This is a genomic window from Streptomyces sp. NBC_00400 (assembly GCF_036048035.1).
Classification (GTDB): domain Bacteria; phylum Actinomycetota; class Actinomycetes; order Streptomycetales; family Streptomycetaceae; genus Streptomyces.
The window spans coordinates 8,283,421-8,297,496 of the sequence record NZ_CP107940.1; the positions used below are offsets into that span (position 1 = coordinate 8,283,421).

11 protein-coding genes are annotated in these 14,076 nt (G+C 70.0%); 5 read left to right on the plus strand and 6 right to left on the minus strand.

What is annotated here, in order from left to right; genetic code table 11:
* The first annotated feature begins 216 nt into the window (after positions 1 to 216).
* The 3 genes from OHS81_RS36435 to OHS81_RS36445 all read left to right on the plus strand — a co-directional run bounded on the left by OHS81_RS36435 (position 217) and on the right by OHS81_RS36445 (position 4,948).
* Entirely contained in the window at positions 217 to 2,457 is a 2,241-nt protein-coding gene (locus OHS81_RS36435) for a HelD family protein (protein WP_328391682.1), read from the plus strand.
* Between the two features lie 238 nt (positions 2,458 to 2,695).
* On the plus strand, positions 2,696 to 4,213 hold the full coding sequence (locus tag OHS81_RS36440) for an FAD-dependent oxidoreductase (protein ID WP_328390509.1): 1,518 nt from the start codon (positions 2,696 to 2,698) through the stop codon (positions 4,211 to 4,213).
* 66 nt (positions 4,214 to 4,279) lie between these two features.
* Entirely contained in the window at positions 4,280 to 4,948 is a 669-nt protein-coding gene (locus OHS81_RS36445; protein ID WP_328390511.1) for an SGNH/GDSL hydrolase family protein, read from the plus strand.
* A gap of 8 nt (positions 4,949 to 4,956) precedes the next feature.
* Here the strand turns inward: OHS81_RS36445 and OHS81_RS36450 are convergent, their stop codons facing one another.
* From OHS81_RS36450 to OHS81_RS36475, 6 genes are all read right to left on the minus strand, one after another.
* On the minus strand, positions 4,957 to 5,499 hold the full coding sequence (locus OHS81_RS36450; protein WP_328390513.1) for a GNAT family N-acetyltransferase: 543 nt from the start codon (positions 5,497 to 5,499) through the stop codon (positions 4,957 to 4,959).
* Positions 5,500 to 5,685: 186 nt separating this feature from the next.
* Positions 5,686 to 6,525, minus strand: coding sequence for a carbohydrate ABC transporter permease (locus tag OHS81_RS36455; RefSeq protein WP_328391684.1), 840 nt, complete (start codon positions 6,523 to 6,525; stop codon positions 5,686 to 5,688).
* Between the two features lie 38 nt (positions 6,526 to 6,563).
* Positions 6,564 to 7,967: a carbohydrate ABC transporter permease gene (locus OHS81_RS36460; protein ID WP_328390515.1), complete on the minus strand. Its 1,404-nt coding sequence runs from the start codon at positions 7,965 to 7,967 to the stop codon at positions 6,564 to 6,566.
* 17 nt (positions 7,968 to 7,984) lie between these two features.
* Positions 7,985 to 9,319, minus strand: coding sequence for an ABC transporter substrate-binding protein (locus OHS81_RS36465; RefSeq protein WP_328390517.1), 1,335 nt, complete (start codon positions 9,317 to 9,319; stop codon positions 7,985 to 7,987).
* A gap of 51 nt (positions 9,320 to 9,370) precedes the next feature.
* Positions 9,371 to 11,158, minus strand: a complete 1,788-nt coding sequence (locus tag OHS81_RS36470; protein ID WP_328390519.1) for a glycoside hydrolase family 13 protein — start codon at positions 11,156 to 11,158, stop codon at positions 9,371 to 9,373.
* Positions 11,159 to 11,366: 208 nt separating this feature from the next.
* Positions 11,367 to 12,638 carry an ABC transporter substrate-binding protein gene (locus OHS81_RS36475; protein WP_328391686.1) on the minus strand — a complete coding sequence of 424 codons (1,272 nt, stop codon included), beginning with the start codon at positions 12,636 to 12,638 and terminating at the stop codon, positions 11,367 to 11,369.
* A 172-nt stretch (positions 12,639 to 12,810) separates the two neighbouring features.
* Here OHS81_RS36475 and OHS81_RS36480 point away from each other — a divergent pair, with 172 nt between their 5' ends.
* Both OHS81_RS36480 and OHS81_RS36485 read left to right on the plus strand, forming a co-directional pair.
* On the plus strand, positions 12,811 to 13,317 hold the full coding sequence (locus OHS81_RS36480; protein WP_328390521.1) for a PadR family transcriptional regulator: 507 nt from the start codon (positions 12,811 to 12,813) through the stop codon (positions 13,315 to 13,317).
* Positions 13,314 to 14,075 (plus strand): ABC transporter ATP-binding protein, encoded by a 762-nt coding sequence (locus OHS81_RS36485; RefSeq protein WP_328390523.1) that lies wholly within the window; start codon positions 13,314 to 13,316, stop codon positions 14,073 to 14,075. Before OHS81_RS36480 ends, OHS81_RS36485 begins: the two co-directional genes overlap by 4 nt.
* The last annotated feature ends 1 nt before the right edge of the window (position 14,076 follow it).

Genomic DNA, 14,076 nt, shown 5'->3' on the forward strand with positions numbered 1-14,076 from the left:
GCTTCTCCGGAAGGGTTGCGGGGGCCCGTCTGACGCCCGGGTAAATACTCCGGCGGCACACAGAGAAATACCCCGGTCCGAATTGACGGCCGGGGTATTTCTCTGTGTATATTGAGGGCTTCTGTGTCTTCACACTGCGCCTTCATCAAGTAATGAAGTAAGCCCAACTTCATTACCGAACTTTACCCGAGCGGAGCTGAATTGTCAAACGAGGAAATGCGGCACGAGCAGGAATTCATTGATCTGCTCTATGAACGCCTCGCCGAACTGCGGACCGGAGCTGAGAGGGCGGTGAACGCGGCCCTGCCGCTGGACGGGAACCATGCCCAGGCACGGCTGGAGCGCGATGTGCTGGTGGCCGAGCACTCGGGCCTGCTGGCTGCCTTCGACGCCGGCGAGAACGGCCTGTGCTTCGGCCGGCTGGTCTTCCGGGACGGGCGCGATCACCACATCGGCCGTATCGGCATCCGGCGCGACGACGCGGACCGGACCCCGCTGGTCCTCGACTGGCGGGCCGAGGTCGCCCGCCCCTTCTACCTCGCCACCGGGCACACCCCGATGGGGCTGCGCCGCAGGCGTCACCTCACGACCGAGGACCGGCGCATCACCGCCCTCCATGACGAGATCCTCGACCTCGACGACACCGAGCGCACCGGGTACGAGGGCGCCGATGCGGACGCCGTCCTGCTCTCCGCCCTGGACGCGGCGCGCACCGGCCGGATGCACGACATCGTGCAGACCATCCAGGCGGAACAGGACGCGATCATCCGTGCCCCGCACCACGGCGTTCTCGTCGTGGAGGGCGGGCCCGGCACCGGCAAGACCGTTGTCGCGCTGCACCGCGCCGCGTACCTGCTCTATGCGCACCGCGAACTGCTGGCCCGCCGTGCCGTGCTGATCGTCGGGCCCAACCCCGCGTTCCTCAGCTATATCGAGGAGGTGCTGCCCGCGCTCGGCGAGACGGGCGTTCTGCTCGCCACACCCGGTGAACTCTTCCCGGGCGCGACCGCGACCGGAACCGACACCGCCGAAGCCGCCCGGATCAAGGGCCGTGCGGAGATGGCGGACGCCCTGGCCGGGTACGTACGCGACCGGCAGACCCTGCCCGACCCCGAGATCGTGATCGACCACGAGGACGGCGAACTGCGGCTGGACGCAGACATGGCGTACGAGGCGCGTCGCCTCGCGCGCGAGACCAAGCTGCCGCACAACCTCGCCCGCCCCCACTTCGCCTTCCGCATCATCGATGCCCTCACCGCCCAACTCGCCGACCGGCTGGGCGCCGACCCCTTCGGCGGGCCGAACTTCCTCGGCCCCGACGACCTCGCCCAGCTCGGCAAGGCGATCGCCACCAGCCCCGAAGTGCACCGCGCCATCGAGGAGTTGTGGCCCGATCTCACACCGCAGAGGCTGGTCGCCGGCTTCCTCGCCGACCCCGCCCGCCTTCCGGAGGCCGACGCGGAGGTGATCCGCCGTGCGGACGGCGACTGGACCCCCGCGGACATCCCCCTGCTGGACGAGGCGGCCGAACTCCTCGGCGAGGACGACTCGGCGGCCCGCGCCGCGGCCGAGGCGGAACGCCAGGAGCAGATCGCGTACGCCCAGGGCGTGCTCGAACTCTCCTACGGCTCCCGTACCCAGGAGTTCGAGGACAAGGTGGACGAGGACTCCGAGGTACTGGCCGCGCACGATCTGCTGGACGCGGAACGGCTCGCCGACCGGCACGAGGAGGCCGACCACCGCACCGCCGCCGAACGCGCGGCGGCGGACCGGACCTGGGCGTTCGGCCACATCATCGTGGACGAGGCACAAGAACTGTCCGCGATGATGTGGCGGTTGCTGATGCGCCGCTGTCCCACCCGGTCGATGACCCTGGTCGGCGACCCGGCACAGACCGCCGAACCGGGCGGCTGCGGCTCGTGGGCGAGCATCCTCGCGCCGTACACCGGCGACCGCTGGCAGCACGTCAGACTCGGGGTCAATTACCGTACGCCGAGCGAAATCATGGACATCGCGGCGGAGGTGCCCCGGTCGACGGACCCCGCGTTCGAACCGCCGCGCTCGATCCGTTCCACCGGTGTTCCCCCATGGGCGCAGCGTACCGACGACTGCGCGCGCACCGTCGCCGAGGCCGTCGCACGGGAAGCCCAGGAGCAAGGCCGCCTCGCCGTGATCGCCCCCCGGTCCCGCCACCAGGCCCTGTCCGCCGCCCTCCCGACCGCCTCCGCCGGTTCCTCCCCGGACCTGACCCGCCCGGTGGTCCTCATCGACCCACGGCAGGCCAAGGGCCTGGAGTTCGACACGGTGATCGTGGTGGAACCGGCCGAATTCGGGGCCAGCGACCTCTACGTCGCCCTCACCCGGGCCACCCAACGACTCGGCGTCATCCACGCGGCACCCCTGCCGCCGGGACTGGAGACGCTTCCGCCGCGGACCGGCGCTCTCACCGGTCGGTGACCGCGCACCTCCGGGGCGCCGTACGGGCCGTATGGAGAGAGACGGCGCCCCGGGGGGAGGGGATCCCCGGGAGAGAGAATCCCCGGGGCCGGGCGGCCGAGCCGTGCTGTCGGCGGTTCGGTGGGGGCTTTCGGCCCGGTGTCGGTGGCCTGTCGGTCGGATGTCGGCGGGGTCCGGCACCTTTTGAGAGGTCCTGCCGGGTGTCCACCCGGCTGTGAGTTGGGGAAGGGGACCTCTTGTGCATGACGTAGTGATTGTGGGTGCCGGACCGGTTGGTCTGTTCCTTGCCTGTGAGCTCGGCCTCGCGGGCTGCTCTGTCCTGGTGCTGGAGCGGGAGCCGGATTCCCGGTCTCCGTTCAAGGGGAAAGTGCTCGGAATGCGGGGCCTGTCCGCCGCTTCGGCCGAGTCGTTCCACCGCCGCGGGATGCTGCACCAGCTGCGGACGGCGTCGGGCCTCCACGACGATCCCGGCGCGGACGCCGAAGCGCACGAGCCGACATCCCTGCGTGGCGTGGGCCATTTCGCCGGCATAAGGCTCGATCCGGCGCAGGTCGACGTCGCCGCCCTGCCGTACCGGCTTCCCGGCCCGGCGAGGGACGGCATGCCGACCCACCTCGAAGCGGTCGAAACGCTGCTGGCCGAGCAGGCAGACCGGCTCGGCGTGGAGATCAGGCACGGCGTCACGGTCTCCGCCCTCACCCAGCACGAGGAGAGCGCGGTCGCGCACGCCGGCGAGCACGCGTACGCGGCGCGCTGGGTCGTCGGCTGCGATGGCGGACGCAGCACGGTGCGTGGGCTCGCGGGCTTCGCCTTCGTCGGCACCGAGCCGCAGTTCACCGGCTACACCATGCAGGCCACCGCCGCCGATGCCGAGAAGCTGAGCTCCGGGATCAACCTGACGCCGACGGGCATGTACCTCCAGATGGTGGCGGGGCACATCGCCATGGTGGACTTCGACGGCGGCGCGTTCGACCGCTCGCAGCAGTTGACTCGTGACCATCTCCAGGCGGTTCTGCGCCGGGTGTCCGGCACCGACGTGACGCTGAGCGAGGTGCGTCTCGCCTCCAGCTTCACCGACCGGGCGATGCAGACGACGACCTACCGGCGGGGACGCGTCCTGCTCGCGGGCGACGCCGCCCACATCCACTCGCCCCTCGGCGGACAGGGACTCAACACCGGCATCGGCGACGCCATGAACCTGGGGTGGAAGCTCGCGGCGACCGTGCACGGACAGGCACCGGACGGGCTGCTCGACACCTACACCCGCGAGCGCCATCCGATCGGCGCAAAGGTGCTCGACTGGACACGCGCCCAAGTGGCCATCATGCGGCCGGACCCGCACTGCCAGGCGATCCAAGGAGTGATTCGCGACCTGATCGGGACCCGGGACGGAGCGACCTATATGGCCGAGCGGCTGTCGGGAGTGTCGATCCGTTACGACCTCGGCAGCGCACATCCACTGGTCGGCCGCAGCGCCCCGGACCTCTGTCTCGAAGACGGCACTCGTCTCAGTGACCTGATGCGGGACGGACGGGGCGTCGCGCTCGATTTCAGCACCGACCGGTGCCTGCGCGGTGCAGCGAAGGGCTGGGACAGCCGGGTGCGGTATGCAGCCGGTCCGGCGGAAAACGACCTGGGATTGGGCGCTGTGCTCGTCCGTCCCGACGGCGTGGTCGCCTGGGCAGGTGAGCGCACCCCTGACCGCGAAGCGTTCGAGCAGGCCGCCGGCCAGTGGTTCGGCGGCCCGGAAAGCTGAAGCGGCTCCCTCGTTCTGCTGAGCGGCCGCCCGTTTTCTTTCCTCACCCGAGTTCAAGGAGCACACTTGACGATCACTGTCCGACCGGGAAGCACCGTGATGTTCACCGGCGATTCGATCACCGACTGCCAACGGCTGGAGAGCGAGGACGGACTCGGGTTCGGATACCCGCTGCGCGTCGCGGGCGAGTGGGGCTTCCGGCACCCGGACCGGCCCGTGACCTGGCTGAACTCAGGGATCGCGGGCCACAAGGTGAGCGACCTCGAAGCCCGCTGGCAGACGGACGTGCTCGACGCGCGCCCGGACGTGGTGTCGATCCTCGTCGGGGTCAACGACATGGGCTGGCACACGCTGGACCCGGAGGGGTACGTGATCCCCGTGGAGGAGTTCACCGCGGGTTACGACCGTCTGCTCGTGCCCCTCGCCGAGGCGGGCACGGAGCTGATCCTCATCGAGCCGTTCCTCCTGCCGATCCACGGCGTCGTCGAGGCCGGTGCCGGTACCGCACGCATCGGAGTGGAGGAGCGAAAGGAATGGCGCACCGACCTGGATCCGAAGATCCGGGCCGTGCGGGAACTCGCCGACAAGTACGGTGCCCATCTGCTGCCCGCCGACCGCATGTTCGCCGAACTTTCCGCGACGGCCGGGCCGGAACACTGGGCCGAGGACGGCGTGCACCCGACGCCGGCCGGTCACGCCGCACTCGCGGCGGCCTGGCTGCGCCTGGTCGTGTGACCGGGTGATCAGGACCTGGCCGTCCCGGCGGAGATCCGGTACACCACGTTGCGGCGGAGCGGCCCGTCCGGTACGTCGGGATCGTCGAAGTCGTCCGCGGGGTCGTGGGTCATTCCGATGCGGCGCATCACGGCCTGGGAGCGGAGGTTGGTGGCGGTGGTCACCGCGAGGATCTCCGGCAGGCCGAGGGTGGTGAAGCCGAAGGCCAGAACGGCCTCGGCGGCCTCGGTGGCGTAGCCGTGACCCCAGGCCGACCGGGTCAGACGCCAGCCGGCCTCCACTCCGGTGAAGGGCATGTCCTCGTCCACCGGGTCGAGCCCGGTGAAGCCGATGAACTCGCCGGTGGCGCGCACCTCGACGGCCCACCACCCCCAGCCGCGCTCGTCGAGGGCGGCCTGGAAACGGGCGGCGGAGGCCTCGCTCTGCTCACGCGTCAGCACGCCCGGGAAGTACCGGCGGACCTCGGGATCGGCATTCATCGCTGCCCAGGGCGCCAGGTCGGAGGGCCGCCAGGCGCGCAGCAACAGGCGCTCGGTTCGCAGTTCGGACATCGCGCCAAGCTAGCCCGCTCGGGCGGGGGAGGCGAGTGAATAAGGACGAGCGCATGCGGACGACCGATTGAGGCGAGCGCAAAGCGAGGCGCCGTTGCGGCGCGGAGGGCCCGGCCCGCCCGCGCCGCAACGCCCCTGTCGCAAAGGCGCGCCCGGCTACCCGCCATCGCATCGCCGACAGCGGGACTACTTGACCGAACCCGCCATGATCCCCTGCACGAAGTGCCGTTGGAAGGCGAAGAACACGATCAGCGGCACGATCAGCGACAGGAAGGCACCGGGGGCCAGTACCCCGATATTGCTGCCGAACTGTCGCATCTGCGACTGGAGGGCCACCGTCAGCGGCTGTGACGCGTTGTCGGCGAAGAGCAGCGCGACCAGCATGTCGTTCCAGACCCACAGGAACTGGAAGATGGCCAGGCTGGCGATCGCGGGGCGGCCCAGTGGCAGGACCAGTTGGGAGAAGATGCGCCACTCCCCGCCGCCGTCCATACGGGCGGCCTCCAGCATCTCCTTGGGGATCTCCGCGAAGTAGTTGCGCAGCAGGAAGATGGCGAACGGCAGGCCGTAGGCGGTGTGGAAGAGGACCACACCCGGGATGGAGCCGAACAGACCGAGCGCGCCGAACAGTTTGGCCACCGGCAGCAGTCCGATCTGGACCGGCACCACCAGCATGGCGACCACCACCAGGAAGATCCAGTCCCGGCCGGGGAAGTCCAGCCAGGCGAAGGCGTACCCCGCCAGCGCGGCGATCACGACCACGGCGAGGGTGGTGGGAACCGAGATCAGCACGGTGTTCCAGAAAGCCTGGACGATGCCCGAGTCCTTCAGCAGCGCCGTGTAGTTGTCCAGTGACAGCTGACCGGGCGCGGTGAGCGCGGTCCACCAGCCGCTGCTCGCGTTCTTCTCCTCCGTACGCAGGGAGGAGAGGAAGAGTCCCGCGGCAGGGGTGAGCCAGACCAGGCCGATGAGGAGCAGGAACAGCTGGATCGCGCCGCGGCTGAGACGCTTCACCGGCCGTGCCATCGCCCGCCGGCGGGACGCTGCGGTTCCGGGGACGGTGGTCATGACTGGCTCCTGCGGAAACGTCGGATGTTGAGGAACATGGCCGGGACCACCAGGAGCAGCAACAGGACACCGAGGGCACTGCCGAGGCCCTGGTTGTTGCCGCCGCCGAAGGAGACCAGCCACATCTGCAGGGCCAGGACATTGGCGTCCTGCTGTACGGGACCGGGGGCGATGATGTAGACGAGGTCGAAGACCTTCATCACATTGATCACCATCGTCACGAACACCACACCCAGTACCGGGCCGAGCAGCGGCACGGTGATCCTGCGGAAGACCTGCCACTCGTTCGCGCCGTCCATCCGGGCCGCCTCCAGGACGTCACGCGGCATCGAGGAGAGTCCCGCGCCGATCAGGACGAGGGCGAAGCCGGTCCAGATCCACATATAGGCGCCGATGATGGCGGGCGTGATGAGGGCCGGGCCGAGCCAGGAGATGCCCTCGTACGGCGGGGCGAAGTCCTTCGCGGGGAGCTGGACGGCGTACGACCCCGGAGCCAGCCGGGGCAGCCGGTAGGAGCCGTCCGCCGCGGTGGTGGTCGTCGCCACGGTCTTGCCGTGGGAGTCGACGGCCTCGACGGCGAGCTTCGGCAGACCGCGTTCGCGCGGATCCACCGTGCCGGGGGTGCCGCCACCGCCGGGGGTGAAGTCGAGGTAGACCACGCCCCGCAGTTCACCCTTGCCGGCCGGGGACTTGGCGGCCCCGGCGGCCGGCCGTGCCTGCGCGGGCAGGTCCTTGGGCGCGACGCCGACCAGACCGAGGTTGACGGTGTTTCCCGGGCCGGTGCGGTGCGCCGTGCGGTAGGAACCGTCGTGGCCCTTGGTCAGCCGTTTGTCGCCGAGGCGCGCCTTGGCGGTGGGGAACGAAACGGACTCCCCCTGGACCGTGTCGTGGATGCCGACCGTGATCGCGTTGAGCACACCGCGCTGCGGATCCTGCTCGTAGGCGAGGCGGAAGATGATGCCCGCGGCGAGGAAGGAGATCGCCATGGGCATGAACATCAGCAGTTTGAACGCCGTCTTCCACCGGATCTTCTCGGTCAGCACGGCGAGGACCAGACCGAGCCCGGTCAGCAGCGCGGGGGCGAAGACGACCCAGATCGCGCTGTTGCGGATGGCGCGGAGGGTGGCGGGGTCCTGGAACATGGCGGTGTAGTTGCCGGCGCCGACGAAGGTGTTGCCGGAGGCGTCGTACAGGCTGCGCACGACCGAGAACACGATGGGGTACGCGACCAGCGCACCCAGCAGCAACAGCGCGGGAAACAGGAACAGCGCGGCGATCCGGCGGCGGCGCCGGGCGGCCCGCCGCACGGGGTCGGTGGTGCTGCCGGGTGTGCCGCCCGGAGGGAGGGGCGCGGCGGCGCGCGAGGTGGCGGGCGCCGCCGCGGGAGTGGTGACAGGCATGGATCGGGCCCCGGTCCTTACTTTCCGTACGCCTTGGCCGCGGCGGCCTCGAGCTTGTGGGCCGTGCCTTCGGGGTCCGAGGGGTCGCGCAGGAAGTCCTGGAGCAGCTTCCATTCACCGGCGCCCTGGGTGCCGCCGAAGGCAGCGGGGGCCTGGTCGGACATGTCGAAGCGCACGGAGTTCCCGGCATCGGTGAGGGACGCGGCGGCCTTGCGGGTCACCTCGTCGTGGTAAGCGTCCGCGGGCACCTTCCTGTTGGGCGAGATATAGCCGCCCGCCTTGGCCCAGACGCTGGAGGCCTCCGGAGTGGCCAGGTACTTCACCAGCTCCATCGCGGCCTTCTTGTGCTTCCCCGCCTTGAGCACCACCGCGGCGTCGCCGCCGCTGACCACCGGGGCCTTGCCGCCGTCGACCGCGGGGAAGGGGAAGAACTTCGCGTCCTTGCCGACCTCCTTGTGGAGCTCATCGGTGACCAGCGCGCTGACGAAGTCACCCTCGTAGACCATGGCCGCCTTCGGCTCCGGGCCGAAGACCTGCTGGACGGACTCGGGGAAATCGGTGCGCAGTGCGCCCGAACCACCGCCCGCCACCAGGTTCTTGTCGCTGAACAGCTTGCCGAGCGCGGTGAGCGCCTTGACCACGCTGGGGTCCGTCCACGGGATCTTGTGGGCGGCGAGCCGGTCGTACTTCTCCTGACCGGCCTGGGAGAGGTAGATGTTCTCGAACCAGTCGGTCAGCGGCCAGCCCGCCTCGCCCGCGACGGAGAACGCCGGCACGCCCGAGTCGGACAGCGTACGGCCCGACTTCAGCAGCTCCCGGTACGTCTTCGCGGGGGTGACCCCGGCCTGGTCGAACGCCTCCGGGCTGTACCAGACCGTCGACTTGTGCGAGGCCTTGAAGTACAGGCCGTAGTACTTCTTGTCGACCGTGCCGTAGTCCTTCCAGACCTTCGCGAAGTTCTTGCCGGCCTCCGCGCCGACCTCCGCCGACAGGGGAGTCAGCCAGCCCTGCTTGGCGAACTGCTGGAGCACGCCGACCTGGGGGACCATCACCACATCGGGGGCGTTGCCGCCTTCGACCTGGCTGCCGATGACCGTCGAGACGTTGTCGCCGGTGGAGGCGAAGGTGACCTTCGCACCGGTCTTCTCGGAGAAGGCGTCCAGGACCTTCTTGAAGTTCTGCTGTTCCACGCCGGTCCAGACGCCTGCCACGGTCACGGTCTGGCCGGTGAGTTCCTGCTTCGTGCCCCCGGCGGACACGTTGCCGCCGCATGCGGTGGCACCGAGCGCCAGACCGAGCACGGCGGCGCCGGAGAGGGCGGCTCGGGAGTGTCGTACTACGGGTCGTCTCATGGTGGGTTCCCTTCGGAGGACTGACGGGGGAGGGGCGGTGGAGAGGTGGGTCTATCGGGGGGCGGGCGCGTGCATCCACCAGGCGGCGGTGGAGCCCGGGAGCGTGCCCGCCGGGCAGTCACCGCTCGCCAGCAGCGGGACGCCCGGTACGGGAGCGGGCACCGGATCGGTGCCGAAGTTGACGGCGCAGACCAGACCGTCGCCACGGACGAACGCCAGCACCTGCGGCGGGGACTCCAGCCAGCGCAGGGTGCCTTCGCCGAGCTGCGGAAGGCTGCGGCGCAACTGCAGCCCCTCGCGGTACAGGTGCCAGAACGACCGGGTGTCGGCGAGCGCGCGGTCCGTGGCGTGGTCGGCGAACCACTCGGGCTGCGGCAGCCAGGGCCGCGCCGCGTCGGTGCCGGAGGTGAAGCCGAACGGGGAGGCGTGTCCGGACCAGGGCAGCGGCACCCGGCAGCCGTCGCGGATGTGCTCCCGGCTGCCCGTACGGTGGAAGATCGGGTCGGTGAGGACCTCGTCGGGCAGGTCGACGACCTCCGGCAGGCCCAGCTCCTCGCCCTGGTAGAGGTACGCGGCGCCGGGCAGGGCCAGCATCAGCAGGGCGCCGGCGCGGGCGCGCGCCGGGCCCAGCCCCTCCCCGGATTCGCCTCCGGCTGCCGCCGGGGCGGTCTCCCCTGCCCGGCCGCCGGGTTCGGCCGCGTACCGGGTGACGGTCCGGACCTGGTCGTGGTTGTTGAGCACCCAGGTGACGGTGGATCCGGTGTCCGCGATATCGGTCAGCGCCTCGGAGATGACCCGGCGGAAGGCGCCGACGTCCCAGCGCGCGGTCAGCAGGTGGAAGAAGAACGCCTGGTGCAGCTCGTCGGGCCGGACGTATGCCGCCTGCTCGCTCGGCGTCCGTACGGAGACCTCGCCGACCAGCAGCCGGTCATGGCCGTCGCGGGCCGTGTACTCCTCGCACACCGCGCGCCAGTCCCGCCACACCTGGTGCACCTCGGGCTGGTTCCAGGCCAGCGGGTTGACCGAGTCGCGGGTCCGCTCGTCGGCCGAGGGATCGGGGGAGTCGGGGAGCTCGGGGTGCTTGAACAGCCCGGCGGCCACATCGATGCGGAAGCCGTCGACACCGCGGTCCAGCCAGAAGCGCAGCACCTGGTCGAAGTCGGCGGCCACGGCGGGGTTGCGCCAGTTCAGGTCGGGCTGCTCGGGCGTGAACATGTGGAGGTACCACTGGCCCTCGCACCCGTCCGCCTCCTTGACCCGGGACCAGGCGGGACCGCCGAACATCGCCCGCCAGTTGTTGGGCGGCAGCTCGCCTGCCGCTCCGCGCCCGTCGGCGAAGTGGAACAGCGAGCGTGCCGGGCTGCCGGGACCGTCCCTGAGGGCGGCCCGGAACCACGGGTGCTCGCTGGAGCAGTGGTTGGGGACGATGTCCAGGAGCACCTTCAGGCCCAGCCGGTGGGCGTCGGTCACCAGGCGGTCGAACTCGGCAAGGTCGCCGTGTACGGGGTCCACCTCGCGGTAGTCCGCGACGTCATAGCCGTGGTCGTGCTGCGGGGAGGGGTAGAAGGGGCTGAGCCAGATGCCGTCCACCCCGAGCTTCTTGAGGTACGCCAGCCCCGTGCGGACGCCGGCCAGATCGCCGATGCCGTCGCCGGTGCTGTCGAGGAAGCTGCGGACGTAGACCTGGTAGATCACCGCATCGCGCCACCAGCCCTGTGCCGGGTCCTGGGACGGGGTTCCGGTGGCGGCCGCGGAGGGCGCGGGGGAGGCCGGACCGGGGAGGGAGGGAGAGGGTGCGGAGTCGGCCGGGGAGCCGTTCCCTGCCGTGGCTATGAGCATCTGCCGTGATCCCGTTCTTGCCTGGGCATGCCGTGCGGCTGCAATCGCTGTTATGCATGCATGTTAAGTAGGGATGTCTTTTGAGTGTCAACGGAATGGTCAAAACTCGCTGTGAGATGCCCGAATTTATGGGAGATTGCGCAGCTCGCCTGTACTTAACATGTAAGTAGAGGTGGGGGTGGGGACTGCGGGAGAGGGCTTCGCAGGGTCAGCCGCGGCCGACGATGGCCCGCAGCTCCCGCGTCAGCCGCGCGACGGTGGCGTGGGTGCTCCTGCGATGGATCAGCGCATCGTGCATCACCGCCTGCACCGCCAGGCTCACCTGGTCGTAGTGCGGGCTCTTCAGACGCGGCTTGGCCGCCAGGACGCCCCGCTTGAGCGTCGGAAGGTACGGGAAGCGGCGCACCAGCTCCGGATCTGCGTACAGATCGGCCCACACCGGTGGCAGCGCGCCCTTGGTGAGCACCCGGCGCTGGACCGACTCGGACGTCAGATAGGAGATCAGCTCGGTGGCCGTCTTCTGATGCCGCGACTGCGCATTGACCGCAAGATTGGAGCCGCCCAGTGCGCTGGAACCCGGCCCGTCGGGGCCCGGCAGCGGCACCGCGCCGAACTTCCCCGCCACCTTCGACGACCGGGCGTTGGCCAGCGCGTACGCATACGGCCAGTTCCGCAGGAACAGCAGCCGGCCGTCCTGGAACGCCTTGCGGGACTCCTCTTCCTTGTATGCCAGCGCCCGCTGCGGGATCCAGCCCTCGCGCACCCCGTCGAGGAGGAAGGAAAGGCCCCGGCGGGCCGCGGGGGAGTCCACCGTCACGCGCGAGCCCTCACCCGCGAGCACCGAACCGCCCGCCGACTGAACGGCCTCGCCGACATTGGCGGTCAGCCCCTCGTACGGCAGGAACTGGCCCGCGTAACCGTCCATCCCGTACTTGGGCGCGACCGTCTTCGCCAGATGCTCCAACTCGGCCCAGGTGCGCGGCGGCCGCGCACCTTCCCGGTCGAGTACGTCCTTGCGGTAGTAGAGCAGCCCCGCGTTCGTCACATACGGGACCGCATAGAGCCGCCCCCGGAAGGTGGCGGTGTCCACCACGGGAGGAAGGAAGTGCTTCAGCGGAAACTGACCGGCGTTCACGGGCTTGATCCAGCCCGCGGCCGCGAACTCCGAGGTCCATGCCACGTCGATGTTCAGCACGTCGAAGCGGTCGCTGTGGGAGCGCAGCTCGGTGACCAGCTGCGCCCGCACCTCGTCGGCCGCGTCCGGCAGCTCGACCAGCGTGACCTTCTCGCGCGGGTGCCGGTCGTTCCAGCCGTCGAGGACACCCCGCAGATAGCCCGTGAGGTCGCCGCCCGTCACCAGGGTGACCGGGCCCCGCCCGTCCGCGCCGCCGGCCGGCTCCCCGGCCTGCGCACCGGTATGGCCCGCGAACAGCAGCGAGCAGACCAGCAGAGCCCTTCCCGCGGCACGCTTCCACCGCATGGGCTCCTCCTCGCACCAGGCGTCGACGGGGTACGGGACCGACAGCCCGCCCCATGTATACCTGTTAGCCATGCGGGATACTAGATGCTGCAGGAAGATACGACGGCGACCCGGTTCACAGCCGGACGAGTGCAGATGACCGTCAACCAAGGCGGAGAGGGAGAGCGAGAGCGTGCGGCTGCCACTCCTGGCGCTGTTGGTCAGCGGCCCCGCTCACGGCTACGAACTCAAACAGGCCCTTGAGAACCTTCTGGGCGCGGCATACCCTCAGCCAAATGTCGGCCAGATCTACGTCACCCTGGGCAGGCTGGAGAAGGCGGGCCTGATCGAAGGGGAGGACGTCGAGCAGTCGGACCGCCCGAACAAGCGCATCTACCGGATCACCGCAGCGGGACGCGAAACGGTGGACGCGTGGTTCGAGGAATCCACCGCCGAACCCCGGGTACGGGACGAATTCTTCATGAAGCTCGCCCTGGCCCCCCATACCGGGACCGCAGACCAGATCGCCCTGATCAACAAGCAGCGCCGCCACTACCTCAACACCATGCGCGACCTGTCGAAACTCGCGGCGGTCGAGGACCGGGACAACCGGGTCGCGCAGCTGCTGATCGAGGGCGCGATGCTGCATCTGCAGGCGGATCTCGACTGGCTGGAGCGCTGTCAAGAGGAGTTGGAATGAACCGGGACGAGCCGTCCGGCCCGATAGTCCGGGCAGCCGGCCTGGTCAAGACCCACCGGCCGGAAGGGGCGGCACCCGTCCCTGCGGTGCGGGGCGTCGATCTGTGCATCGAACGCGGCGAGTTCGTCGCCGTCACCGGGCCCTCGGGAGCCGGTAAATCCACCCTGCTGCACCTCCTCGGCGGACTCGACCGGCCCGACAGCGGTGCGCTCTGGCTCGACGGCCGCCAGGTCGACGCCTACAGCGAGGCACGCTGGGCGGAGCTGCGCCGCCACCGCATCGGCATCGTCTTCCAGTTCTTCAACCTGGTCTCGAACCTCAGCGTCGCCGACAACGTCGAACTCCCGGCACTGCTGGCCGGCAGATCTCCCCGGCAGGCCCGTACCGACCGGGCCGAACTGCTCGACGAACTGGGCCTGACCGGCAAGGAGAACTGCACCCCCGGCGAACTGTCCGGCGGCGAACAGCAGCGCGTCGCGCTGGCCCGCGCCCTGGTCAACACCCCCGGTCTGCTGCTCGCCGACGAACCGGCCGGCAGCCTGGACAGCAAGGGGACGCGCGAGGTGCTGCGGCTGCTCGCCCGATTCCACCGGCGCGGGCAGACGATCCTGCTGGTCACCCACGACGCCAGGATGGCCAGCGCCGCGGACCGGGTGATCAGCTTCTACGACGGCCAGGTGGCCGACGACGCGCACCTCGGCGGCAGCCGGAACCGTCCCGCGGCCGGTGTGGCCGACGTCCTCAAGCTCCAGGGCTGAG